This is a genomic window from Pseudomonas sp. 3B-A001-10F, from assembly GCF_056313565.1.
Genome location: NZ_JBQYFW010000020.1, coordinates 37195 through 61327 on the forward strand (window position 1 = coordinate 37195; position 24133 = coordinate 61327).

The 24133-nt window shown below is 60.5% G+C and carries 24 protein-coding genes; 16 read left to right on the forward strand and 8 right to left on the reverse strand.

Translation table 11 applies throughout. From position 1 onward, the window contains the following. Nucleotides 1-31: 31 nt before the first annotated feature. A complete protein-coding gene (gene dinG, locus AC0ZWN_RS18530) occupies nt 32-2176 on the reverse strand; it encodes an ATP-dependent DNA helicase DinG (protein ID WP_007918588.1) in 2145 nt (714 codons plus the stop codon). Between the two features lie 99 nt (nt 2177-2275). On the opposite strand from dinG, the gene AC0ZWN_RS18535 reads away from it, so the two are divergent. Continuing rightward, the gene (locus AC0ZWN_RS18535; protein WP_476336025.1) at nt 2276-2740 is read left to right on the forward strand and encodes a CopD family protein; all 465 of its coding nucleotides are present in this window, start codon (nt 2276-2278) and stop codon (nt 2738-2740) included. 238 nt (nt 2741-2978) lie between these two features. Here AC0ZWN_RS18535 and AC0ZWN_RS18540 read toward each other — a convergent pair whose 3' ends face one another. From AC0ZWN_RS18540 to AC0ZWN_RS18555, 4 genes are all read right to left on the reverse strand, one after another. Further along, the gene (locus tag AC0ZWN_RS18540) at nt 2979-3737 is read right to left on the reverse strand and encodes a hypothetical protein (RefSeq protein WP_095119206.1); all 759 of its coding nucleotides are present in this window, start codon (nt 3735-3737) and stop codon (nt 2979-2981) included. Further along, nucleotides 3730-4011, reverse strand: a complete 282-nt coding sequence (locus tag AC0ZWN_RS18545; protein WP_095049124.1) for a DUF1145 domain-containing protein — start codon at nt 4009-4011, stop codon at nt 3730-3732. The genes AC0ZWN_RS18540 and AC0ZWN_RS18545 overlap by 8 nt, the downstream gene beginning before the upstream one ends. Before the next feature lie 162 nt (nt 4012-4173). Next, complete coding sequence (locus AC0ZWN_RS18550) at nt 4174-4896, reverse strand: PA1041 family peptidoglycan-binding anchor lipoprotein (RefSeq protein WP_476336026.1); 723 nt, start codon at nt 4894-4896, stop codon at nt 4174-4176. A gap of 91 nt (nt 4897-4987) precedes the next feature. After that, the gene (locus tag AC0ZWN_RS18555; protein ID WP_007918596.1) at nt 4988-5683 is read right to left on the reverse strand and encodes a PA1041 family peptidoglycan-binding anchor lipoprotein; all 696 of its coding nucleotides are present in this window, start codon (nt 5681-5683) and stop codon (nt 4988-4990) included. Nucleotides 5684-5882: 199 nt separating this feature from the next. Between AC0ZWN_RS18555 and AC0ZWN_RS18560 the strand changes: the two genes are divergently transcribed. From AC0ZWN_RS18560 to AC0ZWN_RS18575, 4 genes are all read left to right on the forward strand, one after another. Then, a complete protein-coding gene (locus AC0ZWN_RS18560; protein ID WP_476336027.1) occupies nt 5883-6380 on the forward strand; it encodes a DUF6231 family protein in 498 nt (165 codons plus the stop codon). Nucleotides 6381-6384: 4 nt separating this feature from the next. Beyond that, complete coding sequence (locus AC0ZWN_RS18565; protein WP_095049121.1) at nt 6385-6861, forward strand: YchJ family protein; 477 nt, start codon at nt 6385-6387, stop codon at nt 6859-6861. A 115-nt stretch (nt 6862-6976) separates the two neighbouring features. Beyond that, a complete protein-coding gene (locus AC0ZWN_RS18570; protein WP_093438814.1) occupies nt 6977-7471 on the forward strand; it encodes an LEA/WHy family protein in 495 nt (164 codons plus the stop codon). After that, nucleotides 7468-7671: an SEC-C metal-binding domain-containing protein gene (locus AC0ZWN_RS18575; RefSeq protein WP_034154967.1), complete on the forward strand. Its 204-nt coding sequence runs from the start codon at nt 7468-7470 to the stop codon at nt 7669-7671. The genes AC0ZWN_RS18570 and AC0ZWN_RS18575 overlap by 4 nt, the downstream gene beginning before the upstream one ends. A gap of 232 nt (nt 7672-7903) precedes the next feature. On the opposite strand, the gene AC0ZWN_RS18580 is transcribed toward AC0ZWN_RS18575, so the two are convergent. Then, complete coding sequence (locus AC0ZWN_RS18580) at nt 7904-8461, reverse strand: cysteine hydrolase family protein (protein WP_476336083.1); 558 nt, start codon at nt 8459-8461, stop codon at nt 7904-7906. Between the two features lie 146 nt (nt 8462-8607). Here AC0ZWN_RS18580 and AC0ZWN_RS18585 point away from each other — a divergent pair, with 146 nt between their 5' ends. From AC0ZWN_RS18585 to pdeM, 11 genes are all read left to right on the forward strand, one after another. Next, nucleotides 8608-9252 (forward strand): glutathione binding-like protein, encoded by a 645-nt coding sequence (locus AC0ZWN_RS18585; RefSeq protein WP_476336028.1) that lies wholly within the window; start codon nt 8608-8610, stop codon nt 9250-9252. Between the two features lie 191 nt (nt 9253-9443). Further along, nucleotides 9444-11894: a penicillin acylase family protein gene (locus AC0ZWN_RS18590; protein WP_476336030.1), complete on the forward strand. Its 2451-nt coding sequence runs from the start codon at nt 9444-9446 to the stop codon at nt 11892-11894. A gap of 520 nt (nt 11895-12414) precedes the next feature. Further along, the gene (locus AC0ZWN_RS18595) at nt 12415-13449 is read left to right on the forward strand and encodes a ligase-associated DNA damage response exonuclease (protein WP_476336031.1); all 1035 of its coding nucleotides are present in this window, start codon (nt 12415-12417) and stop codon (nt 13447-13449) included. Next, nucleotides 13446-15134, forward strand: coding sequence for an ATP-dependent DNA ligase (locus tag AC0ZWN_RS18600; RefSeq protein WP_476336033.1), 1689 nt, complete (start codon nt 13446-13448; stop codon nt 15132-15134). Before AC0ZWN_RS18595 ends, AC0ZWN_RS18600 begins: the two co-directional genes overlap by 4 nt. A gap of 223 nt (nt 15135-15357) precedes the next feature. Then, entirely contained in the window at nt 15358-16140 is a 783-nt protein-coding gene (locus tag AC0ZWN_RS18605) for a transporter substrate-binding domain-containing protein (RefSeq protein WP_007918608.1), read from the forward strand. Nucleotides 16141-16196: 56 nt separating this feature from the next. Beyond that, on the forward strand, nt 16197-16925 hold the full coding sequence (locus AC0ZWN_RS18610) for an ABC transporter permease (RefSeq protein WP_476336035.1): 729 nt from the start codon (nt 16197-16199) through the stop codon (nt 16923-16925). Beyond that, nucleotides 16922-17632 (forward strand): ABC transporter permease, encoded by a 711-nt coding sequence (locus AC0ZWN_RS18615; protein ID WP_093436336.1) that lies wholly within the window; start codon nt 16922-16924, stop codon nt 17630-17632. Before AC0ZWN_RS18610 ends, AC0ZWN_RS18615 begins: the two co-directional genes overlap by 4 nt. 28 nt (nt 17633-17660) lie before the next feature. Next, on the forward strand, nt 17661-18779 hold the full coding sequence (locus tag AC0ZWN_RS18620; protein ID WP_476336037.1) for a succinylglutamate desuccinylase/aspartoacylase family protein: 1119 nt from the start codon (nt 17661-17663) through the stop codon (nt 18777-18779). 13 nt (nt 18780-18792) lie between these two features. Further along, nucleotides 18793-19557, forward strand: coding sequence for an ABC transporter ATP-binding protein (locus AC0ZWN_RS18625; protein ID WP_476336039.1), 765 nt, complete (start codon nt 18793-18795; stop codon nt 19555-19557). 178 nt (nt 19558-19735) lie between these two features. Then, nucleotides 19736-22225 carry a ligase-associated DNA damage response DEXH box helicase gene (locus tag AC0ZWN_RS18630; protein WP_476336040.1) on the forward strand — a complete coding sequence of 830 codons (2490 nt, stop codon included), beginning with the start codon at nt 19736-19738 and terminating at the stop codon, nt 22223-22225. Further along, the gene (gene pdeM / locus AC0ZWN_RS18635) at nt 22222-22878 is read left to right on the forward strand and encodes a ligase-associated DNA damage response endonuclease PdeM (RefSeq protein ID WP_476336041.1); all 657 of its coding nucleotides are present in this window, start codon (nt 22222-22224) and stop codon (nt 22876-22878) included. The genes AC0ZWN_RS18630 and pdeM overlap by 4 nt, the downstream gene beginning before the upstream one ends. A gap of 46 nt (nt 22879-22924) precedes the next feature. On the opposite strand, the gene AC0ZWN_RS18640 is transcribed toward pdeM, so the two are convergent. Together AC0ZWN_RS18640 and dcd are read right to left on the reverse strand one after the other, a co-directional pair. After that, on the reverse strand, nt 22925-23134 hold the full coding sequence (locus tag AC0ZWN_RS18640) for a hypothetical protein (protein WP_007918615.1): 210 nt from the start codon (nt 23132-23134) through the stop codon (nt 22925-22927). Nucleotides 23135-23241: 107 nt separating this feature from the next. Then, complete coding sequence (dcd, locus tag AC0ZWN_RS18645) at nt 23242-23808, reverse strand: dCTP deaminase (RefSeq protein ID WP_093436360.1); 567 nt, start codon at nt 23806-23808, stop codon at nt 23242-23244. Between the last annotated feature and the right edge of the window lie 325 nt (nt 23809-24133).

Sequence of the window (24133 nt, forward strand, 5' to 3'; positions counted from 1 at the left end):
AACACGGCGGGCAAAACTGCCCACCGTTGTCTCAGGATATTTCACGACGGAAAGGAGGCAACGCATTGAGGATCGCCTTGCCATAGCGCTGGGTGACCAGGCGCCGATCGAGCAAGGTGATGGTGCCGCGGTCTTCTTCGGTGCGCAGCAGCCGCCCGCAGGCCTGAACCAGTTTCAGCGAAGCGTCGGGCACGGAGATTTCCATGAACGGATTGCCGCCACGGGCCTCGATCCATTCCGACAACGCCGCTTCGACCGGATCGTCCGGGACCGAGAACGGGATCTTGGCGATTACCACGTGTTCACAGTACGCACCCGGCAAGTCGACACCTTCGGCGAAACTGGCCAGACCGAACAGCACGCTGGAATCACCGCCATCAACCCGCGCCTTGTGCTTGTTCAGGGTTTCCTGTTTCGACAGGTTGCCTTGAATGAACACTTGCTTGCGCCAGTCGCGGTCGAGACCGTCGAACACGTCCTGCATCTGTTTGCGCGAGGAGAACAACACCAGGGTGCCGCGCGAGCCTTCGACCAGATCGGGCAACTCACGGATGATCGCTGCCGTGTGTGCGGCGGCATCGCGTGGATCGGCTTTCAGGTCCGGCACCCGCAACACACCGGCGTCGGCATGATGGAACGGGCTCGGCACCACAGCAGTGACGGCCTTTTTCGGCAGGCCGGCGCGCATGCGGAAGCGGTCGAAAGTGCCCAGCGCCGTGAGGGTCGCCGAGGTCACCAGGCAGCCGTAAGCCACGTTCCACAAGCTGCGGCGCAAGGTTTCCGCCGCCAGGATCGGGCTGGCATTGACCTCGATATCGAACAGCGAACCGCTTTCGGCCAGGGTCAGCCAACGCGCCATCGGCGGGCTGTCTTCCGGGTCTTCGGCGGTGAACGCAGTCCACAGCTCCCAGTTGCCGGAGGCACGCGACAACAGGCTGCCGAACAGCGGATACCATTCCTCAGCCTGATTGCTGGCGATGCCGATGTTGACCTCGCCGTCCATGCCTTCCTTGAGCAGGTCGGTCAGACGGGTGAACAGATCGTTGAGACGAGCAAAGCCTTTTTTCAGCTCGATGCCCATTTCGCGCATGTGCTCGGGAATCACCCCGGCGACGAAGCGATGCCGTGGCCGTTCGCGACCCTCGACGTCTTCGCCGGGTTTGAAATCGGCGACCTGCTCACAGGCGCTGAACATGAACTGTTGCTGAGCCTTGATCTCACGCGCCAGTTCCGGCACTTGTTCGATCAATTTGCCAAGATCGCCCGGCAGCGGATGCTGGGCCAGCAGTTTGGTCAGGTTCTTCGCGGTGGTTTCCAGCCAGTCGGCGGTGGAACGCAGGCGCGTGTAATGGGCGAAGTGGCCGATGGCCTTGTCCGGCAGGTGATGGCCTTCGTCGAACACGTAAATGGTGTCGCGCGGATCCGGCAACACCGCGCCGCCGCCCAGTGCCAGGTCAGCCAGGACCATGTCGTGGTTGGTGACGATCACGTCGACCTTGCCCATGCCTTCGCGGGCCTTGTAGAAGGCGCACTGGCCGAAGTTCGGGCAATGGCGGTTGGTGCACTGGCTGTGATCGGTTGTCAGGCGCGCCCAGTCAGCGTCTTCCAGCGCATTCGGCCAGCTGTCGCGGTCGCCGTCCCATTTATTCCCGGCGAGCTTTTCGATCATGCTGGTGAACAGCTTCTGACTGGCCTCATCAACCTCGATCTTGAAGCCTTCTTCTTCGAACAGCTGCGCGGTGGCGGTTTGCGCGTGGCCTTCCTGCAAGAGCATGTCGAGCTTGGACAGGCACATGTAGCGGCCACGGCCCTTGGCCAGGGCGAAGCTGAAATTCAGCCCGCTGTTGCGCATCAGGTCGGGCAAATCCTTGTAGACGATCTGCTCCTGCAGAGCGACGGTCGCGGTGGCGATGACCAGGCGTTTGCCGGCCAGTTTGGCGGTGGGGATCGCGGCCAGGCTGTAGGCCACTGTCTTGCCGGTACCGGTGCCGGCTTCCACCGCGACAATCGCGGGGTCGCCACTGCGCCGGCCTTCGTCGTCGGTGTCGATATCCCCGAGGACTTTGGCGATTTCAGCGATCATCAGGCGCTGGCCGTAACGCGGTTTGAGGCTCTTGGCCTCTAGAAAACGCGAATAGGCGCCCTGGATCGTGGTTTTGAGTTCAGTACTGATCATGGATTGTCGGGCGCAAAAAACGCTGGATAAATTTTCAGTGGTTTCGGATGGCGGCTATCATACCCCGCTAATTAATCCCGCGCAGAACGGAGTGCCCCAATGACACCTTTTAGCCTCGTTTACCCCCTGCATGTGCTGTCCGCCCTGGTGTGGGTCGGCGGCATGTTTTTCGCCTGGATGGTCCTGCGCCCCGCGGCTGTGAAGGCCCTCGACGGCCCAGCCCGCCTCACCTTGTGGGTGGAAGTGTTTCAAGGTTTTTTTCGGTGGGTCTGGGTCGCGGTGATTCTTTTGCCCATCAGCGGCGTGGGCATGTTGCATTTGCAGCAGGTCGGGTTTGAGACCGCGCCGAAGTATGTGCAGGTGATGATGGGCTTGTACGTGGTGATGACGGCGCTGTTTATCCGGATTCAGGGCTTGATGCTGCCTGAGCTGCGTACGGCGGTGGAGGCGAAGGACTGGCCGGCGGGTGCGGCGGTGCTGGGGCGAATTCGCCGGGTGGTGGGGCTTAATCTGATTGTGGGGGTGGTGTTGGTGGCGATTGCGGCGGCTCGGCCGATATTCTGAAATTGGGGACTGAGATCAAAAGCCCCTCACCCTAACCCTCCCGAAACGTCGGACCGCCCGTAGGGAGAGGGAACTGGAGTGGGGGATATTGAAGAGCTACGCCGACTTGAGAGATTGGCTTTGAATCCATAATCGACTCGGTTTTGCAGGTCGATGGATAGCCTGAGTCACCTCGGTCGGCCCCCTCTCCCTACGGGCGGTCCGACGTTTCGGGAGGGCTGGGGTGAGGGTAAAACGTTCAGAGGCGCTGCACGGTCACAGCACCCGCCGCCCCCACCGGCCCAGGCTGGCCATCCGCCCCGGCCTTGCCGTTCTTGCCACCATCGGCGCGATACACCAAGCACCCCTTGGACTTGCCGCCCTTGCCTGCCTTGCCGCCAACACCCGCCGGGCCACCGTTACCACCTGCCACATTGACCTTGATCAACTCCGCCGGAAACTCGCGAGGCACTTCCAGCCGCACCAACGCACCCGGTGCGCCCGGTTGGCCATCGCTGCCGTTACTGCCATCAAAACCGTGCCCGGCCGCGCCATAAGTGCAGCCAGGGTCTTCGCCGTTACCGCCATCGAGGCCGACAAAGCCCGGTGCGCCGGTGCCGCCACGGGCATCGACCAATAGCTGCGGCGCGTTCAACGCCTTGAATTGCAGATTCAGATTGCGCCCCGCACGGGCGGCTTTTTCATAAGTCCCCGGCGCCCCGCGCGCAGTGATCTGACTGCCTTCGCTCAGTTCGGCGCGGGCAACTTTCAATTCCAGCGCCTGTTCAGCTGGAACGATTGCAATGCGCGCTTCATGACCGAGACGCAACTCGCCCACGGTCAATTCGGTCACGTTGGCGGGAATCAGCAAGGTGCCGTAATCGGCCACGTCCAGACGTTCGAGCTGCAAGGTGCTGGTGGTATTGGGCAAACGCATCAGGGAATTGGTTTCGACGCTGACCACTTGGGCACAGGCCAATGGGCTGATGAATGCAGCGAGCAAGCAGAGTTTACGCATGGGAAGAAGCCTCCGGAGCGGCCGGGGCCGGGATGGTTTGCAGGTGAAATACGCCGAACAGCAGGATGCGGCCACGGTCACGCCAAGGGTGCGGGCGACCTTTGAGGCTGCGATTGCACAGCAGCACTTCGAATAGATGAATCAGCAACAACAGACCGCCGGCCAGATTGACCAGCAGATGCAACGGATGTACGAACGGCACCAACTGATTGGCCAGCACCACGCAGCAGAACAGCAGGGTCAACAACCGCCCCAGCCCCCAGAACACTTTCATACGCCCCCCGTGTTGCGAATTATTCTTTGGGCGCACAGTAACGGCTTCTGCGGGGGATAAGCCAGAGGGATAAATGAAAAAACTTCGATCGTCTGCCAAATGGCTGCCGGGACGACGGTGATTATCGCCCGGCAGCTCTAGCCTGCGCCCTACAGACGCGTCCTATCGGTTGATGTGCAACTCCACACGACGGTTCTGCGCGCGCCCCTCATCGGTGGCGTTATCGGCAACCGGCTCGCTCTCACCGCGCCCTTCACTGGTGAGTTTGTTCGGCGCCAGCCCTTGGCTCAGCAGATACGCGGCAACACTGCTCGCACGCCGTTCCGACAATGCCTGGTTGTAGGCATCCGACCCTTTGCTGTCGGTGTGACCGATGACTTTGATGCTCACCACGTCGGCATTGCGCAGTTTGTCCATCAGCGTATCGAGCTGGGCTTTCGCCGCCGGCGTGAGATCGGACTTGTCGAAGTCGAACAGCACGTTGCCGGCATCGCTCAAGGTGATGACCTCAGTTTGCGGTACAGGCTCCGGCATTTTTTCCGTGACCGGGTACTGTGGCAGCGGGCAACCACGGTGATCGACCGAAGTATTTTCCGGGGTGTCCGGGCAACGGTCGCGGCGGTCGAATACGCCGTCGTCGTCTTCATCGCCGTCCTGGGCATAACAGATCAGTCCGCCGGTAAGAATCCCCAGCGCTGCGCCGCCACCGGCCCAGCCAGCGCTTTCGATAGCGCCGAGGCCGCCACCGACCAGTCCGCCGATAACGCTGCAGATCGGCCACGTACGTTGATTGAGGGGTGCAGTGCCATCGCTGTGGGTGGCGCAACCGGTGAGCAAACTGCCTAGCAGCAGCACCGGCAAGACGGACCTTGAGAAAACAGTCATTGTGAAAGCTCCTGTGTCACCGGCCCATACCGGTTACACAGGAGTAAAGACCCGCATCCGCGACTGCACAAGCCGCGGATGCGAGAGGGGCTTAACGCTGGATTTTGATTTCGGTACGACGGTTTTGCGCGCGACCGTCAGCGGTTTTGTTGTCGGCAACAGGCTGGCTTTCACCCAGACCGGACACCGAAACGAAGCTGGCGCGTGGCACACCTTGCTGGATCAGGTAATCCACCACCGAGTGCGCACGACGATCCGACAGTTTTTTGTTGTAGGCATCGCTGCCCACGCTGTCGGTATGCCCGGTCACGGTCAGTTGCGCCGTCGAGGATTCCTGTTTCAGGCGGGTGGCGACCTTGTCGAGCACTTGCTTGTCAGGGCCGGTCAGCGTGGCTTTGTCGAACTGGAAGTGCACATCACGGATAACAATGGTTTCTTCCTTGACCACTACAGCTTCTTCGACCACGGGTGCAGGCGCTGGTGGAGGGCAACCGTCAGCATCGACCTGTACGCCTTTAGGCGTGCCCGGGCACTTGTCGCGACTGTCCGGCACGCCATCGCCGTCTTCGTCGCCATCGCCGTGAACCCAGCAATAGGCCGCTGCCGTGCCACCGACCAGCAACGCACCGTAGCCGGCCCATGCCGAACTTTCGGTTGCGCCGAGACCGGCACCGACGACACCACCGACCGCCGCACAGGTCGGCCAGTCGGTTTTCTGCAAACCTGCGCAACCAGTCAACACACTGGTTAGCAGAATCAAAGGTAACGCTGTCCGAACTATGCTCATCTGGTTTTCTCCTGAGGGATCGGCTTAGAACCGATTCAGGGAGTAAAGACCGGAGTTTTAATCTCCGCCAGCAATAGGCCACCGCTGTTTGCGAGCCTGTTCACAGGACTTCGGCACATTTACCCGAAACGGGCGGAACAGGGCGCTTTGCCGCCACCGTCAGGCAGGCTAGTCTTGGCGGTCTGATTGAGGAGCTTCGATGAACGTCGCCATTTCTTCCCGTACGCCGCAACAGGCATTGGCCGTTTTGCTGGATCGCTACGCCCCGGCGCGGCTGTTGCTGATCGGCGCCAGCGAATTTCCAGCCCTGAGCGCCTTTAAAGAGGCACATCCAGACACCGTCGTGGCCCACGCCGCGCCCGGCGCACTGCCTGCTGAACTGGCGGCACAGCGTTTCGATCTGGCGCTGGTGGTCGATTGCCTGGAACATTTGCCCAAACGCGATGGCCTCAACTTGTTGGGCGGGATTCGCAATCTCAACGCCAGCCGCATCGCCGTGCTGGCGGATCTGGCGGCCAGCGGCTGGCAGGAAACCGACTTCTATTCACTGGCGCTGCAAGCCAGTGAATGTTTTCAACGCGACGATCAAGTGCTGACCCTGTTCACCTATGATCTGCTTGAATACAAACAAGTCCCCGACTGGCTCAACTCACGGTTCTGGGCCAATCCGGAAAACTTCGGGAAATACTGGTGGTAATGCAATGAGTACAGCCATTTGCCCGTGCGGCAGCGGCAATCTGTTGGAGGCCTGCTGCGGCCATTATCACGACGGCCATCCGGCACCGTGCGCCGAAGCGCTGATGCGTTCGCGCTACAGCGCCTATGTGCTGGGGCTGATCGACTATCTGGTGGCGACCACCCTGCCCGCCCAGCAAGCGGGCCTCAATCGCCAATCGATCACCGACTGGAGTGCGCAGAGCACCTGGCTCGGCCTTGAAGTCGAGAGCTCGGAAGTCTTCGGTGGCCAGCCGGAACACGCTTTCGTCACCTTCACCGCGCGCTGGCATGACGGTCAGGGCGAGCATAGCCATCGCGAGCGTTCGTCGTTCGTGCAGAACGCCGGGCACTGGTACTTCATTGATCCGACGGTGCAATTGAAGCTGGGGCGCAATGACAGTTGCCCGTGCGCCAGTGGGCAGAAGTTCAAGAAGTGCTGTGCGGGATATTTCGGCGCTTAAGATCAAAAGATCGCAGCCTGCGGCAGCTCCTGCACAGGATTTGCGCTTCGCCTGTAGGCGCTGCCGAAGGCTGCGATCTTTTAGCGGCTAGACTGCCAGCAAAGGGAGTAAAACCATGCTCGGTCGCTGGCGCACACTACATTTTCTGTTTTTGATGCTGATCCTGAACCTCGGCGGTTGCGCATCGTGGTTCAGCGATGACAGCGTCGACCCCGCCGTGCATCTGGTGAAAGTCGAAGTGGTGCGCGCCAAACTGCTCGAACAGAAATTCATCCTGCACTTTCGCGTCGATAACCCCAACGATAGCGACCTGACCGTGCGCGGCCTCGAATACCGCATTCATCTTGCCGACATACTGCTGGCCGAGGGTGAGCATGAACACTGGTTTACGGTCGGACCAAAACGCAGTGCTTACTTCAAAGTGCCGATCCGCACCAACCTGTGGCCCCGGGTAAAAGATGTGGTGAAAATGCTGAAAAGCTCGAATCAACAGATTCCCTATCGCTTGCAGGGTGAGATGGAAACCGGTTTATTCATCGCTCACTACGTGCACCTTGAGCGCAATGGCGTGATAATCCCCGCCGATTTAATTCCGGAGCAACACCGATGACCCAGCAACCTCATGTCCATGGCCCTGACTGCAACCACGATCATGACCATCATCACGAACATGACCACGGCCACGTTCACGGCCCGAACTGCGGCCACGCCCACCAGGAACCGGTGCGCAACGCCCTGAAAGACGTCGGCCGCAACGACCCGTGCCCATGCGGCAACGGCAAGAAATTCAAGAAGTGCCACGGGGCGTGATGCCCGGGGCGAAGACCCTCTTCGCCTGACCTGCCGCCTTCGCGAGCAAGCTCGCTCCCACAGTCAATCGAGTTCCTCCAGTTGGAATGCAATCCCTGTAGGAGTGAGCCTGCTCGCGATGAGGCCGGCACATCCAACATCGTCGTCGCCTGAACGGGTTTCTTCAGTTGCAATGCGTTCCCCTGTGGGAGCGAGCTTGCTCGCGAAGGGGCCGGCACATATGGTGAAGTTTTCAGCCAGCCGCCAGAATCTGTGCAGAACTGACCACCGTCGCATACTCCCCCTGCAAATTCCCCAGCGACATCCCGTGCACCTCTTCAGCCGTACGCAATGTGCCGAAATAATCAGCCTTGTCGAAGGTGAAACAGGCATCCTCCGCCACCCACGCATCAAACCCCAGATTCCCCGCCGTGCGCGCCGTCGATTCCACGGAGTTGTTAGTGGCCACGCCGACAATAACCAATTGCCCGATCCCCGCCTCGCGCAACCGCGCCTCTAACCCGGTGGCACAAAATGCATCCGGCACCTGCTTCTGAATCAGCCATTCGCCGTCCTGCGGCAAAAACCGCTGCTGGAATTCCACGCCTTCCTGCTCCGGCCAAAACACCGAATCCGGTTCACGCGACAGATGTTGCACATGAATCACCGGCCTTGTGCTACGCCGCCACAGCCCCAGCAGATCAAGGATTCGCTCTTCCGCCTGAAGATTATTCCTTCGACCCAAACGCGGCTGCAGGATGCCTTTTTGCTGGTCGATGATGATCAGTGCAGCGTTGGCCTGAAGCTCCATGGCGATTTTTCTCATGCAGAGTCATTGAATTCTGCGCAGTTCAGCATCACCTCTTCCTACTAAGCAAGCTATCGAACGCACACGGGACGACCTGACGCCGGCGTTTGCTGTCCGCACGCAAGTCCATTTCTGCTTTGGAGTTCTCCATGATCGACCTGTATTACTGGACCACCCCCAACGGCCACAAGATCTCCCTGTTTCTCGAAGAAGCCGGCCTGCCGTACAACGTGCACCCGATCAACATCAGCCAGGGTGAGCAGTTTCAGCCGCACTTTCTGAAAATCGCCCCGAACAATCGCATTCCGGCCATCGTTGACCATGAACCGGCCGATGGCGGTGAACCGCTGTCGCTGTTCGAGTCCGGGGCAATCCTGTTGTATCTGGCGGAGAAAACCGGGAAGTTTCTGCCCCAAGACCTGCGCGGTCGGCAAACGGCGTTGCAATGGCTGTTCTGGCAAATGGGCGGATTGGGGCCGATGGCCGGGCAGAATCACCACTTCAGCCAGTTCGCCCCGGAGAAAATCCCCTACGCGATCAAGCGCTACATCGACGAGACCGCGCGGTTGTATGGCGTATTGAACAAGCAACTGGCTGATAACGAATTCGTCGCCGGCAGCGAATACAGCATTGCCGACATGGCGATCTATCCGTGGATCGTCTCGCACAAATGGCAAAGCCAGAACCTTGAAGACTTCCCGCATGTGCAGCGCTGGTTCAACCGCATCAAGGATCGCCCGGCGACGGTGAAGGCCTACGCGTTGGTGCAGAAAATCAATCCACCGAAGGCTTGATTGAACGGCAAAAGATCGCAGCCTTCGGCATCTCCTACAGGGGAATGCATGCTTATATAGGAGCTGCCGCAGGCTGCGATCTTTTCCATTCGACAGAAATACGCAAATAACCCCCGCCCCCGCTTGCGCGGCCACCTCCTGCTCACTAACGTAGCGCCTTTACTGACGCTACCCCCCGCAGGAGCTTTGCCATGGCCTCGCCAGCCCTCACACATTTTCTTCCCCGGTTCGGCGTTGCCGCAGCAGTGGCCGGTGTTTTGGGCCTGTCCGGTTGCCAGACCTGGAATGCTCAGGACACCCTCCCGCCGACCTCCGGCGTGCAACCGCTCAAGGGTCTGGCGCAGAACGTGTCGGTACGTCGCAATGCCATGGGCATGCCGCTGATCGAGAGCAACACCTTCCACGACGCGCTGTTCAGCCTCGGCTATGTGCACGCCAGCGACCGCATCAACCAGATGGTGACCTTGCGCCTGTTGGCGCAGGGCCGTCTGGCAGAAATGTCCGGCGCGTCAATGCTCGACGCCGACCGCTACATGCGCGCGGTCAATCTGAAGAAAAGCGCTGGCGAGCTGTACAAGGCTTCGTCGCCTCGCCTCAAGCGTTTCTTCGAAGTCTATGCACGAGGCGTCAACGCCTACCTGTTCCGCTACGCCGACAAGTTGCCGGGTGATCTCGCGTCCAGCGGTTACAAGCCGGAATACTGGAAACCGGAAGACTCGGCGCTGATTTTCGCCCTGCTGAATTTCAGCCAGTCGGCCAACCTGCCGGAAGAAATTTCCTCGCTGGTGCTGGCGCAAACCGTTGCTACCGACAAACTCGCCTGGCTGACGCCGTCCGCGCCTGACGAAAACCTGCCACTGGCCGAGGCCGACAAGCTGCAAGGGCTCAAGCTCAACGGGCAGATTCCCGGCCTGACCGAACTGAGCAACGCCAGCCAGCAACTGTCCGCGCTGAACCTGCTCGGCACCCCGTCTTCGAACAACTGGGCGATCGCCCCGCAACGCAGCCGCAGCGGCAAGAGCCTGCTGGCCAGTGACGCCCATGGGCCGCTGGCCGCGCCTTCGCTGTGGAGTTTCGTGCAGATCCGCGCACCGAAATATCAGGCCGCCGGCGTCACCGTTGCCGGTCTGCCGATGGTCCTCGGCGGCTTCAACGGCAAAGTAGCGTGGAGCATGACCAGCGTGCTCGGCGACAACCAGGATCTGTTTCTGGAAAAAATTCGCCGTCAGGGCAGCAGCCTGACCTACGAGGTCAACGGCAAATGGCAGCCACTGGGCGTGCGCAACGAAACCTACTTCGTCAAAGGCCAACGGCCGATTCGCGAAGCGGTGTACGAAACCCGCCACGGCGCATTGCTCAACAGTGCTCAGGCGGCCGCGCAAGGCAGCGGTTTCGGTCTTGCCTTGCAGACCCCGAGCTTCACTGATGACAAGTCGCTGGATGCGTTTTTTGATCTGACCCGTGCGCAAACCGTTGAACGCGCTTCCGACGCGAGCCGCGAGATCCGCGCCATCGCCCTGAATCTGGTGTTCGCCGATGCGAGCAACATCGGTTGGCAGGTGACCGGGCGTTTCCCCAACCGCCGCGAAGGCGAAGGCTTGCTGCCGTCGCCGGGCTGGGAAGGTCGCTACGACTGGGACGGTTACGCCGACCCGATGCTGCATCCGTACGATCAGGATCCGGCGCAAGGCTGGCTCGGCACCGCCAACCAGCGTGTGATTCCTCACGGTTACGGCATGCAACTGTCGAACTCTTGGGCGGCGCCGGAACGTGGCGAGCGTCTGGCGGAACTGGCCGGCAGCAGCAAGCACGACAGCCGCAGCGTGATCGCCATGCAGTACGACCAGACCACCACCTTCGCCGCCAAGTTGAAAAAAGTCTTCGAAGCACCGGGCATGAAGCAGCCGCTGAAACAGGCAATCGATGCCCTGCCGGAAGTGGATCGCAGCAAGGCGCGCGAAGCGTTCACGCGGTTGATGGCGTTCGACGGCAAGCTCAGCCCGACCTCGGCGGATGCGGCGATCTACGAACTGTTCCTGCAAGAAAGTATGAAGCAGATCTTCCTCGATGAGCTCGGTCCGGAATCGAGCCCGGCGTGGAAGGCGTTTATCGCCAATGGTGATCTGTCTTACGCGGCGCAGGCTGACCATCTGTTGGGACGTGAGGACAGTCCGTTCTGGGACGACATTCGTACGCCGCAGAAAGAAGACAAAGCGGTGATTCTTGCCCGTAGCTTCGCGGCGGCGATCAGCGCTAGCGAGAGTCAGTTGGGCGGCGATCACCGGGCCTGGCAGTGGGGCAAGCTGCACAGTTATGCCTGGAAGAACAGCAATGGCCAGACCGTGCGCGGACCACTGGCGGCCGGTGGCGATCACACGACGTTGAACACGTCGGCGTTCGCCTGGGGCCAGGATTTCACCACGACGCGCGCACCGTCGATGCGTTTCATCGTCGACTTCGGCCAAGCCGAACCGCTGATGGGCCAGAACGGTACGGGGCAGTCGGGTAATCCGGTGAGTCCGAACTACCTCAATGGCATCGATGCGTGGTTGAAGGGGCAGTACATCGGCTTGCCGATGCAGCCGCAGAACTTTGACCGGGTCTACGGCAAGACCCGTCTGACGCTTACTCCCGGCAAATAAGCTGTACATCAAAAGCCCCTCACCCTAGCCCTCTCCCGGAGGGAGAGGGGACTGATTGGGGGATGCTTGAGTCATACGCCGACCTGAACGTGCACTGCCGAATCCAGAATCAACTCGGTTCGTGCCTTGCCGAATCCGTAATCGACTCGGTCTTTCAGGTCGATGTAGCTGGCCAGACACCTCACCCCAGCCCTCTCCCTCTGGGAGAGGGCTGGGGTGAGGGGCTTTTGATCTGGCCCAGAATCTGTGTTCGACTCGGTATTTCACGTCGGCGTAGCTCTCCCAGACACCTCGGTCGGCCCCCTCTCCCTCTGGGAGAGGGCTGGGGTGAGGGGCTTTTGATCTGGTCCAGAATCTGTGTTCGGCGCGGTTTTTCAGGTCGATGTCACTCGCCAGACACCTCAGTCGGCCCCCTCTCCCTCAGGGAGAGGGCTGGGGTGAGGGTTGCTCTTCAAAGTCGATAGAACTTCCGGACACGCGTCAGCCTCATAGCTAACAAGCCCCCCATTCTGGTAAGGACATGGACCTTGTTATCGCCCGCCCCGAGGGTTTGTACTGCCCTGCCGGAGATTTCTACATAGACCCGTGGCGCCCCGTCGAGCGCTCGGTCATTACCCATGCCCACGGCGATCATGCCCGTACCGGTAACCAACATTATCTGGCCAGCAGCGCCAGCGAAGGGATTTTGCGCGCGCGTCTGGGGCAGGACATCAACCTGCAAACCCTCGCCTACGGCCAGCGCCTGACGCACCACGGTGTCACCCTGAGTTTTCACCCTGCCGGTCACGTGCTCGGTTCGGCACAAGTGCGCCTGGAATACGGTGGCGAAGTCTGGGTCGCGTCCGGCGACTACAAGATCGAACCGGACGGCACCTGCGCCCCGTTCGAACCGGTGCGCTGCCACACCTTCATCACCGAATCGACCTTCGGCCTGCCTATCTATCGCTGGCAGCCACAGGCGCAGGTGTTCAGCGAGATCAACCAGTGGTGGGCTGCGAACATCGCGGCCGGCAAGGCCAGCGTGTTGTTCTGTTACTCGTTCGGCAAGGCTCAACGGATTCTCCACGGTATCGACGAAAGCCTCGGTCCGATCCTCAGCCACGGTGCGGTCGAGCCGCTGAATCGGGTCTACCGCGAGGCCGGCGTGTATTTGCCGCCGACGATCTACGCCGGAGAGGTGAAAAAAAACGACCCGATCATGCGCAAGGCCCTGGTCATCGCCCCGCCTTCGGCCGGTGGCAGCAGCTGGATGCGCCGTTTTGGCGAGTACAGCGACGCATTTGCCAGTGGCTGGATGCGCTTGCGTGGTACCCGACGGCGGCGCGGCGTCGATCGCGGTTTCGTGCTCTCCGATCACGCCGACTGGCCCGGCCTATTGTGGGCCATCGAGCAAACCGGTGCGGAACGCGTCATGGTCACCCACGGTTCGATCGGCGTGCTGGTGCGGCATCTGCGCGAACAGGGTCTGGATGCCCAGGGTTTCAACACCGAATACGGCGATGACGAAGAAGAAAACCTCGCCACCGAACCGACCATCGCAGAGATGCCCGCATGAAAGCATTCGCCGAGCTGTACGCCGAACTCGACGCGACCACCTCGAGCAACGCCAAACTGGCGGCGATGCAAGCCTACTTCGCCCAGGCCGAACCGCACGACGCCGCGTGGGCGGTGTACTTTCTCTCCGGTGGCCGGCCCCGGCAACTGGTGCCGGTGAGAATTCTGCGTGAACTCGCCGTCGAGATCTCGGGCCTGGAACCGTGGTTGTTCGAGGAAAGCTATCAAGCCGTCGGCGACCTGGCGGAAACCATTTCGCTGGTACTCGCCGAAAACCCGCACACCTCCGACGCCGGCCTCGCCGAGTGGATCGAGGACAAACTGCTGCCACTGCGCGGTGAAGCACCGGAATATCTGAACCGGCAACTGCCGGCCCTGTGGGCGCAACTGGATCGATCAAGCCTGATGCTGTGCATCAAATTGATCACCGGCAGTTTCCGCGTCGGCGTCTCGAAATTGCTGGTTACCCGGGCCTTGGCCTCGATGGCCGGGCTGGACAGCAAGCGTGTGGCGCAGCGTCTGGTCGGTTACACCGATCTGTCCAACCGGCCGAGCGCCGCCAGTTACCTGAAGCTGATTGCCCCTGAATCCAGCGATGAACATGCTCAGCGGGGTGGTCAGCCGTATCCGTTCTTCTTGGCCCACGCCTTGTCGCAGCCGGTGGAAGAATTCGAAACGCTGATCGGCCCGGCCAGCGATTGGCAGATTGAATGGAAATGGGATGGCATCCGCGCCCAAGTGGTCAAGCGAGAGGGCCGACTATGGATCTGGTCGCGGGGCGAGGAACTGGTGACCGAGCGTTTTCCCGAACTGGAGGTGCTGGTACACGGCTTGCCCGATGGCACGGTGATCGACGGCGAAATCGTCGTGTGGAAAAGCACGCATCCGCGCACCGAAGACGCCTTTGATCCGCAATCGACCGAACCGCCAGCCGTGCAGTCCTTCGCCCTGCTGCAACAACGCATCGGTCGCAAGACCCTCGACAAGAAAATCCTCGAAGACGTGCCGGTGGTGGTGCTCGCCTACGACCTGCTCGAATGGCAAGGCGAAGACTGGCGCAACCAGCCGCAAGCGAAACGTCGGGCGCAACTGGAAGCGGTGATTGCGCGCTGCAACAGCCCGGTGCTGCTGGCCTCACCGGTGCTGACCGGCACTGATTGGTTGGACCTCTCCCGCCAACGCGAGTCCTCGCGGCGACTGGGTGTCGAGGGAATGATGCTCAAGGCGCGGGATTCGCTGTATGGCGTGGGGCGAACCAAGGACATGGGCGTTTGGTGGAAGTGGAAGGTCGATCCGTTCAGCGTCGATGCGGTACTGATTTACGCGCAGCGCGGTCACGGTCGCCGGGCCAGTCTGTACAGCGATTACACCTTTGCCGTGTGGGACGGCCCGCCCGAGTCGAGCCAGCGTGCGCTGGTGCCGTTTGCCAAGGCCTATTCGGGGCTGACCGATGAGGAAATGCGCAAGGTCGATAGCATCGTGCGCAAGACCACGGTGGAGAAGTTCGGCCCGGTGAGCAGTGTGAAGCCGAGTCTGGTTTTTGAACTGGGCTTTGAAGGTATTGCCCTGTCACGCCGACACAAGAGCGGGATCGCGGTGCGTTTTCCGCGGATGCTGCGCTGGCGGCAGGACAAGACCGTGGATGAAGCGGATAGCTTGGCCACTTTGCAGGATCTGCTGGCCTGACCCCTTTTCCCGGGACAACACATGACGCGGCCACAAATCGGTGCACGCTTTGGGCAATGCCCATTTCCGTGCACTCAGTTCCCCTCATCCCTCCCCGCCCAACCTTTTAAAACACTTGTTCGGGACTCTGGTTCGGAAATTGCTACTTTCTATAGGTCGTACGCGTTCCAGTAACAATAATTCTGCGCCACAAGCGCTCATATTGGTTCTTAGGGATTGAATAATGAAAAAAGCATTGCTGACCCTTTCTGCACTGGCGTTGTGCATGGCCGCTGGCTCCGCGCTGGCCAAGGAATACAAAGAGCTGCGCTTTGGCGTTGACCCTTCGTACGCACCGTTCGAGTCGAAAGCGGCCGACGGCAGCCTGGTGGGCTTCGACATCGACCTGGGCAACGCGATCTGCGCCGAACTCAAGGTCAAGTGCAAGTGGGTTGAAAGTGACTTCGACGGCATGATTCCGGGCCTTAAGGCCAACAAATTCGACGGTGTGATCTCGTCGATGACCGTGACCCCGGCCCGGGAAAAAGTCATCGACTTCTCCAGCGAGCTGTTCTCCGGCCCGACCGCCTATGTGTTCAAGAAAGGCTCCGGCATCACCGCCGACGTTGCGTCGCTGAAAGGTAAAACCGTCGGTTACGAGCAAGGCACTATTCAGGAAGCCTACGCCAAAGCCGTGCTGGACAAGGCCGGCGTGAAAACCCAGGCCTATCAGAACCAGGATCAGGTGTACTCCGACCTGACCTCCGGCCGTCTCGATGCGGGCATTCAGGACATGCTGCAAGCCGAACTGGGCTTTTTGAAGTCGCCACAGGGCGCCGACTATGACGTCAGCAAGCCAGTCGACAGCGAATTGCTGCCAGCCAAAACCGCTGTCGGTATTAAGAAAGGTAACACTGAGCTGAAAGCGCTTTTAGATAAAGGTATCAAAGCGTTACACGATGACGGCAAATACGCCGAGATTCAAAAGAAACACTTTGGCGATCTGAATCTGTACAGCGGCAAATAATGCCCCGGCGCCCATCCTCGATGGGCGCCTTTTCCATCCGCTCAGGTTGCTGATTTATGTTCGAAAACCTCTTACAAAATCTGGGGCTCTCCGCCTTCAGCCTCAAGGGCTTCGGTCCTTTGCTGTTGGAAGGCACCTGGATGACCATCAAATTGTCGGCGTTGTCGCTACTGGTGGCCGTGTTGCTCGGTCTGCTCGGCGCCAGCGCCAAACTGTCAAAAATAAAACTGGTGCGCCTGCCCGCCCAGCTCTACACCACGCTGATTCGCGGGGTGCCGGACCTGGTGCTGATGCTGCTGATCTTCTACAGCCTGCAAACCTGGTTGACGTCCCTGACCGATTACCTGGAATGGGAATACATCGAAATCGACCCGTTCAGCGCCGGGGTGCTGACCCTGGGTTTTATCTATGGCGCGTATTTCACCGAAACTTTCCGTGGCGCGATCCTCGCCGTGCCGCGCGGTCAGGTTGAAGCCGCCACCGCGTATGGCCTCAAACGCGGCCAGCGCTTTCGCTTCGTGGTGTTCCCGCAAATGATGCGTTTCGCCCTGCCGGGCATCGGCAACAACTGGATGGTGATGCTCAAGGCCACCGCGCTGGTGTCGATCATCGGCCTCGCCGACCTGGTCAAAGCCGCGCAGGACGCCGGTAAAAGCACTTATCAACTGTTCTACTTCCTGGTCCTCGCCGCGTTGATCTATCTGCTGATCACCAGTGCCTCGAACTTCATCCTGCGCTGGCTCGAACGCCGCTATGCTGCCGGTGCCCGGGAGGCCGTACGATGATCGAACTTCTGCAGGAATACTGGCGCGCCTTCCTCTATACCGACGGCCAGAACATTACCGGGCTGGCGATGACGCTGTGGCTACTCAGCGCCTCGATCTTCATCGGTTTCCTGGTGTCGATTCCGTTGTCGATCGCGCGCGTCTCGAGCCACTTCTACATCCGCTGGCCGGTGCAGTTCTACACCTACCTGTTCCGCGGCACGCCGCTGTATATCCAGCTGCTGATCTGCTACACCGGGATCTACAGCCTGGCCGCTGTGCGTGCGCAGCCGCTGCTCGACAGTTTCTTTCGCGATGCGATGAACTGCACGATCCTCGCCTTTGCCCTGAACACTTGCGCCTACACCACGGAGATTTTCGCCGGGGCGATCCGCAGCATGAACCACGGAGAAGTCGAGGCTGCCAAGGCTTACGGGCTGACTGGCTGGAAACTGTATGCCTACGTGATCATGCCGTCGGCGCTGCGCCGTTCGTTGCCGTATTACAGCAACGAAGTGATCCTGATGCTGCACTCGACTACCGTGGCCTTCACCGCGACCATCCCCGACATCCTGAAAGTTGCGCGGGACGCCAACTCGGCGACCTTCCTGACCTTTCAGTCGTTCGGCATCGCCGCGTTGATCTACCTGACCATCACCTTTGCGCTGGTCGGCCTGTTCCGCCTTGCCGAACGCCGATGGCTGGCCTTCCTCGGGCCGACTCACTAGGCCCATCTCAGGAATAAAGAGATAAAAAATGCGCCACCTGATTCATGACTTGCTGGCCCCGCTGCCGGGGACCGCACGACAGATCCACAGCTTCCACTTCGGCCGGGAGCAGGCCAAAGGCAAGGTCTACATTCAGTCCTCGCTGCACGCCGATGAATTACCCGGCATGCTCGTGGCCTGGCACCTCAAGCAGCGTCTGGCGGAGCTGGAAGCCGCCGGGCGCCTGCGCAGCCAAATCGTGTTGGTGCCGGTGGCCAACCCGGTCGGCCTCGAACAAGTGCTGATGGACGTGCCGCTGGGCCGCTACGAACTGGAGAGCGGGCAGAACTTCAACCGCTGGTTCGTCGACCTCAGCGAAGAAATCGGCAACGCCATCGAAGGCAAGCTGAACGACGATCCGCAGCACAACCTCGAACTGATCCGCACGCATCTGCGCGACGCGCTCGCCCGCCAGACCGCCAGCACGCAACTGCAATCCCAGCGTCTGACCCTGCAACGGTTGGCCTGCGACGCGGACATGGTGCTGGACTTGCACTGCGATTTCGAATCGGTGGTGCACCTCTACACCACGCCCGAAGCATGGCCGCAGGTCGAACCGCTGGCGCGCTACATCGAAGCTCAGGCGAGCTTGCTGGCCACCGACTCCGGCGGTCAGTCGTTCGACGAATGCTTCACCCTGCTGTGGTGGCAACTGAAGGAGCGCTTCGGCGAACACTTCGAGATTCCGCTGGGCAGTTTCTCGGTGACCGTCGAGTTGCGCGGCCAGGGTGACGTCACCCATCCGCTGGCCAGCCGCGACTGCCAGGCGCTGATCGACTATCTGATCCAGTCCGATGCGATCGTTGGCGAGACCAAATCGCAACCACCGTTGCCGTTCCCCGCTACGCCGCTGGCCGGTGTGGAACCGGTGACCACCCCGGTCGGTGGGCTGCTGGTGTACACCGCCACGGCGGGTCAATACCTCGAAGCCGGGCAACAGATCGCCGAAATCATCGACCCGATCCACGACCGGGTCACCCCCGTTCATTGCACCAGCGCCGGCGTGATGTACGCCCGCTCGCTGCGACGCATGGCCACTGCCGGCATGGTCATCGCCCACGTCGCGGGCGCTGAAGCCTATCGCAGCGGCTACCTACTTTCGCCTTGAGGATGTCTGTCCCATGTACAAACTGACCGTTGAAGGCCTGCACAAAAGCTATGGCGACCATCAGGTGCTCAAAGGCGTTTCGCTCAAGGCCAAGACCGGCGACGTGATCAGCCTGATCGGCGCCAGCGGCTCGGGCAAAAGCACCTTTTTGCGCTGCATCAACTTTCTCGAACAACCTAACGATGGCGCCATGAGCCTCGATGGCCAGGCGATCCGCATGGTCAACGACCGCCACGGCATGCACGTCGCCGACGCCGATGAACTGCAACGCCTGCGCACGCGGTTGGCGATGGTGTTCCAGCACTTCAACCTGTGGAGCCACATGACCGTGCTGGAAAACATCACCATGGCCCCGCGCCGGGTGCTGGGTTGCAGCAAACAGGAAGCCGACGAACGTGCGCGGCGTTATCTGGACAAGGTTGGCCTGCCGGCACGAGTGGCCGATCAATATCCGGCGTTTCTCTCAGGCGGTCAGCAACAGCGCGTGGCGATTGCCCGGGCGCTGGCGATGGAACCGGAGGTAATGCTGTTTGATGAACCGACCTCGGCGCTGGACCCGGAATTGGTCGGTGAAGTGTTGAAGGTGATTCAGGGGCTGGCTGAAGAAGGTCGGACCATGATCATGGTGACCCACGAAATGAGCTTCGCTCGTAAGGTTTCCAGCCAGGTGTTGTTCCTGCACCAAGGCTTGGTGGAAGAAGAAGGCGCCCCCGAAGAAGTGCTCGGCAACCCGAAAAGCGAACGCCTCAAGCAATTCCTCAGCGGTAACCTCAAGTAGCCCACGTTCCCCTGTAGGAGCTGCCGAAGGCTGCGATCTTTTGATCTTGTTTTGTAGAGATCAAGATCAAGATCAAAAGATCGCAGCCTTCGGCAGCTCCTACACGGTCACCCTGATTAAACCTTTCGCCAACTGATGTGGTCACTGGAAGAACCCCTCCAGAGCGCGCGCAGCCCGCATGGCGAAATCCTCCGACCTGGCAAAAATCTGGTTCAGCGCCCGCAACTGGAAGCCGTTCGCCTTTCAGAAACAGGTCTGGGCGGCGGTGAAAAACGGCCAATCCGGTCTGCTCCACGCCAGCACCGGCGCCGGTAAAACTTATGCGGTGTGGTTTGCCGCGCTCAATCGCTTCGCCAAACCCGCCGCTGTTGTTGAAACCCCACGCAAGCGCAAACCACCGGCCGAACCACTGACCGTGCTGTGGATCACGCCCATGCGCGCCCTCGCCGCCGACACCGCTCGCGCCTTGCAAGCACCTGTCGATGATCTGCAGATCCCATGGAGCATCGGCCTGCGCACCGGCGATACCAGCAGCAGCGAACGCGCCCGGCAGAGCCGGCGCCTGCCGACCACGCTGATCACCACCCCGGAAAGCCTGACCTTACTGCTCGCTCGTGCCGATGCGCAGGTGGCGCTGGCGAGCCTGCGCATGATCGTCGTCGATGAATGGCACGAACTGCTCGGTAACAAGCGCGGCGTGCAACTGCAACTGGCCCTCGCCCGCCTGCGGCATTGGCAACCCGAACTGATCGTCTGGGGGGTGTCCGCCACTCTCGGTAATCAATCCCACGCCGAACAAGTGCTGATCCCACAGGGCGGCGGCATCAGCATTCAGGGGCAAAACGAAAAAGCGCTGAAGGTCGACACCCTCCTCCCACCGGCGATTGAACGTTTTCCGTGGGCCGGACACATCGGCCTGAAGATGCTGCCGCAAGTGGTCGCCGAACTGGAGGCCTGCGCCAGCACTTTGGTGTTCACCAATACCCGGGCGCAATCGGAAATCTGGTATCAGGCCCTCTTGGAGGCGCGACCCGATTGGGCCGGGTTGATCGCTTTGCATCACAGTTCACTGTCTCGCGAGACTCGCGACTGGGTCGAGCAGGCCTTGAAAGACGGGCACCTCAAAGCCGTGGTCTGCACCTCAAGCCTGGATTTGGGCGTGGATTTCCTGCCAGTCGAGCGCGTGCTGCAAATCGGTTCGGCCAAAGGTGTCGCGCGCCTCATGCAGCGCGCCGGTCGTTCAGGCCACGCGCCGGGACGCACCTCGCGAGTAACGCTGGTGCCGACTCACAGCCTTGAGCTGATCGAAGCCGCTGCCGCCCGTGATGCCGTCGAACAACGGCGTATCGAACCACGCCAGTCACCGCACAATCCGCTGGATGTGCTGGTCCAGCATTTGGTCAGCATGGCCCTCGGCGGTGGATTTTTACCCGATGAGCTGTACGAAGAAGTCCGTGGCGCCTGGGCTTATCGTGACCTGACAGCTGCTGACTGGGCCTGGGCGCTGGCTTTCGTACGCCATGGCGGGATGTCTCTGACAGCCTATCCGGATTACCGCCGGGTCGAGCCAGACGAGCACGGCGTCTGGCGAGTGCCGGATGCGAGATTGGCGCGGCGCCATCGCATGAGCATCGGCACCATCGTCAGTGACGCGAGCATCCATCTGAAATTCTGGAGCAAGGGCGGCGGTGGCAAACAGTTGGGCAGTGTTGAGGAAGGTTTCATCGCGCGGCTTAAACCGGGTGACGGTTTTCTCTTCGCCGGGCGTTTGCTGGAGTTGGTGCGAGTGGAAAACATGACCGCTTACGTCAAACGCAGCACCGCGAAAAAAGCCGCCGTGCCGCGCTGGAATGGCGGGCGCATGCCGCTTTCCAATGAGCTCGCCGCCGCCGTCGTCAGTCGTTTCAGCGCGGCCGCGCAGGGTGAGTTTGTCGGGCCGGAAATGCACGCACTGCGGCCGTTACTGGAAACGCAGATGCGCTGGTCTGGAATGCCCACCACCGAAAACCTGTTGGCCGAGGTGCTGAAGTCCCGCGAAGGCTGGCACCTTTTCCTCTATCCCTTTGCCGGGCGCCAGGTGCACCTGGGACTGGCGAGCCTGTTGGCATGGCGCGTCAGTCAACGGCAGCCCGTGACGTTTTCCATCGCGGTGAACGATTACGGCCTGGAATTGCTCAGCGCCACGTCGATCGACTGGGCCGAGTATTTGAATGCCAATCTCTTCAATGCCGATGATTTATTAGCGGACGTTCTGGCCAGTCTGAACGCAGGCGAACTGGCCTTGCGCCGTTTTCGCGAGATCGCGCGGATTGCCGGACTGGTCTTCGCCGGCTACCCCGGCGCACCGAAAAGCACCCGACAGGTGCAGGCGTCCAGCGGACTGTTTTTTGAAGTGTTCAAACAATACGACGCAGATAATCTGTTGCTGGCCCAGGCCGGGGAAGAAGTCCTGCGAGAAGAACTGGATATTCGTCGCTTGGAACAGACATTGGAGCGGATCAACGGGATGAAACTGGACGTGCATCAGGTTAAACGTCCTACACCGTTGGGCTTCCCGCTGCTGGTGGAGCGCATGCGCGAAAGCATGAGTTCGGAAAAACTCGCTGATCGCATCAGGCGAATGGTTGGTGATCTGGAGAACAGCGCCGACAAGGATAAATCCTCATGAGTTCAGGCTACCCGGTACGCCTGGCCGGCGAAGAACTATGGCTTTTGCCGGAAAAAGCCCTGTACTGGCCCGCGCAACAGGTCCTGCTGATTGCCGATGTGCATTTCGGCAAAGCGGCGGCTTACCGCAGTCTGGGTCAACCGGTTCCGCACGGCACCACGGCGAGCAATATCGCAGTGATTGATCAGTTGCTGGCGAAGCTGCCCTGCCGGTTATTGATCTTTCTCGGTGACTTCCTCCACGGGCCCGGCTCTCATGCGCCAGGCACGCTGGACGCGCTGGCACAATGGCGCGCGCGCCACGCTGATCTGCCGATGACACTGATTCGCGGCAATCATGACAAACGCGCCGGTGATCCACCTGAATCGCTGAATATCCGGGTGGTGCCGGAACCGCTGCTGCTCGGGCCATTCGCCTTGCAGCACGAGCCTGATCCGCACCCTGAAAGGCACGTGCTGGCGGGTCACGTACACCCGGTCTATCGGCTGCACGGCAAGGGTCGGCAAAGCTTGCGACTGGCGTGTTTCAGGCTCGGCGAACGCCTCAGCCTGCTACCGGCATTCGGCGCCTTCACCGGCGGCTATGCGGTCGAGCGCGAAGAGAGTTGCAGGATTTTCGTCATCGGCGATAACGAAATATGGCCAGTCAGTTGAAGTCCTTGCAGACCTCATCTGACTGGCCATTGGTTTTCAATGCAGATCAGGCAACCGGTGCCGGTGGCGGCTCGTCCGGAAGCGTCGGTTCGCCAGGCTCGGTGGGTTGTTCGTTGGGGGTATCGGGATCGGGCTGTCCGGGAATTCCGCCGGCCATGCTCAGTGGCGGATGCGCCAACAAGGACCAGGCCAATACGCCAATCTGATTGGGCTCGAGCCTTGCCAGTTCGGCAGTGATTTGCGGATCGATCTTCATAGGGCACTCCTCGGCGAAGGCCCGTTTTGCCGAAAGCAAAAACGGGCAGTACACCCCATAGAGTGTCTGCCCGCCAAAGAATTCCCGCGATCTGTCGGATGGACCGATCAGGTGCGCGGCAAGGTCACGCCACGCTGGCCCTGGTACTTGCCACCGCGATCCTTGTAGGACACTTCACATTCCTCGTCGGATTCGAGGAACAGCATCTGTGCCACGCCTTCGTTGGCGTAGATTTTCGCCGGCAGGTTGGTGGTGTTGGAGAACTCCAGGGTCACGTGGCCTTCCCACTCAGGCTCAAGCGGCGTGACGTTAACGATGATGCCGCAACGCGCGTAGGTGCTTTTACCCAGGCAGATGGTCAGCACATTGCGCGGAATGCGGAAATATTCGACGGTGCTGGCCAGGGCGAAAGAGTTCGGCGGAATGATGCAAACGTCGCTGTGGACGTCGACGAAGCTGCCCGGATCGAAGTTTTTCGGGTCGACGATGGACGAGTTGATGTTGGTGAACACCTTGAAGTGATTGGTGCAGCGCACGTCGTAGCCGTAGCTCGACACACCGTAGGAGATCACTCGGCTGTCATCGCTGCCGCGCATCTGGCGCTCGACGAACGGCTCGATCATGCCCTGTTCCTGCGCCATGCGGCGAATCCACTTGTCCGATTTGATGCTCATGGCGGGGTGTCCTGAATAGCGAGGTGGAAAAATTCTGTCCGGCATCTTACCGGGCGCGCCGCCCGGTTCAAAGTGCGCGGTGCAATTCTCGCCGAACACCCATGAAATACGGGCTTTGGCGACGAACCGTCACACCGCCGATCTCGAAAACAGAGAAACCTTCGCAAGAAGCATTGGCACTTCTCGGAAACTGGGTTAAGGTGGCGTCACTGTGTTGCTTGTGTCACTGAGAATCTCTACACGATATGTTGAATTTCGATCCAACCATCTACAAGAATTTTTCCTGCTCTTTGCACTCAGTCTCGGCCAGGGTTCTTCCTGAGTC

Excerpts from the sequence above, each read along its gene's own strand:
- dinG (WP_007918588.1), bottom strand. The coding sequence starts at position 2,176 with ATGATCAGTACTGAACTCAAAACCACGATCCAGGGCGCCTATTCGCGT.
- AC0ZWN_RS18535 (WP_476336025.1), top strand. The coding sequence starts at position 2,276 with ATGACACCTTTTAGCCTCGTTTACCCCCTGCATGTGCTGTCCGCCCTG.
- AC0ZWN_RS18540 (WP_095119206.1), bottom strand. The coding sequence starts at position 3,737 with ATGCGTAAACTCTGCTTGCTCGCTGCATTCATCAGCCCATTGGCCTGT.
- AC0ZWN_RS18545 (WP_095049124.1), bottom strand. The coding sequence starts at position 4,011 with ATGAAAGTGTTCTGGGGGCTGGGGCGGTTGTTGACCCTGCTGTTCTGC.
- AC0ZWN_RS18550 (WP_476336026.1), bottom strand. The coding sequence starts at position 4,896 with ATGACTGTTTTCTCAAGGTCCGTCTTGCCGGTGCTGCTGCTAGGCAGT.
- AC0ZWN_RS18555 (WP_007918596.1), bottom strand. The coding sequence starts at position 5,683 with ATGAGCATAGTTCGGACAGCGTTACCTTTGATTCTGCTAACCAGTGTG.
- AC0ZWN_RS18560 (WP_476336027.1), top strand. The coding sequence starts at position 5,883 with ATGAACGTCGCCATTTCTTCCCGTACGCCGCAACAGGCATTGGCCGTT.
- AC0ZWN_RS18565 (WP_095049121.1), top strand. The coding sequence starts at position 6,385 with ATGAGTACAGCCATTTGCCCGTGCGGCAGCGGCAATCTGTTGGAGGCC.
- AC0ZWN_RS18570 (WP_093438814.1), top strand. The coding sequence starts at position 6,977 with ATGCTCGGTCGCTGGCGCACACTACATTTTCTGTTTTTGATGCTGATC.
- AC0ZWN_RS18575 (WP_034154967.1), top strand. The coding sequence starts at position 7,468 with ATGACCCAGCAACCTCATGTCCATGGCCCTGACTGCAACCACGATCAT.
- AC0ZWN_RS18580 (WP_476336083.1), bottom strand. The coding sequence starts at position 8,461 with ATGGAGCTTCAGGCCAACGCTGCACTGATCATCATCGACCAGCAAAAA.
- AC0ZWN_RS18585 (WP_476336028.1), top strand. The coding sequence starts at position 8,608 with ATGATCGACCTGTATTACTGGACCACCCCCAACGGCCACAAGATCTCC.
- AC0ZWN_RS18590 (WP_476336030.1), top strand. The coding sequence starts at position 9,444 with ATGGCCTCGCCAGCCCTCACACATTTTCTTCCCCGGTTCGGCGTTGCC.
- AC0ZWN_RS18595 (WP_476336031.1), top strand. The coding sequence starts at position 12,415 with ATGGACCTTGTTATCGCCCGCCCCGAGGGTTTGTACTGCCCTGCCGGA.
- AC0ZWN_RS18600 (WP_476336033.1), top strand. The coding sequence starts at position 13,446 with ATGAAAGCATTCGCCGAGCTGTACGCCGAACTCGACGCGACCACCTCG.
- AC0ZWN_RS18605 (WP_007918608.1), top strand. The coding sequence starts at position 15,358 with ATGAAAAAAGCATTGCTGACCCTTTCTGCACTGGCGTTGTGCATGGCC.
- AC0ZWN_RS18610 (WP_476336035.1), top strand. The coding sequence starts at position 16,197 with ATGTTCGAAAACCTCTTACAAAATCTGGGGCTCTCCGCCTTCAGCCTC.
- AC0ZWN_RS18615 (WP_093436336.1), top strand. The coding sequence starts at position 16,922 with ATGATCGAACTTCTGCAGGAATACTGGCGCGCCTTCCTCTATACCGAC.
- AC0ZWN_RS18620 (WP_476336037.1), top strand. The coding sequence starts at position 17,661 with ATGCGCCACCTGATTCATGACTTGCTGGCCCCGCTGCCGGGGACCGCA.
- AC0ZWN_RS18625 (WP_476336039.1), top strand. The coding sequence starts at position 18,793 with ATGTACAAACTGACCGTTGAAGGCCTGCACAAAAGCTATGGCGACCAT.
- AC0ZWN_RS18630 (WP_476336040.1), top strand. The coding sequence starts at position 19,736 with ATGGCGAAATCCTCCGACCTGGCAAAAATCTGGTTCAGCGCCCGCAAC.
- pdeM (WP_476336041.1), top strand. The coding sequence starts at position 22,222 with ATGAGTTCAGGCTACCCGGTACGCCTGGCCGGCGAAGAACTATGGCTT.
- AC0ZWN_RS18640 (WP_007918615.1), bottom strand. The coding sequence starts at position 23,134 with ATGAAGATCGATCCGCAAATCACTGCCGAACTGGCAAGGCTCGAGCCC.
- dcd (WP_093436360.1), bottom strand. The coding sequence starts at position 23,808 with ATGAGCATCAAATCGGACAAGTGGATTCGCCGCATGGCGCAGGAACAG.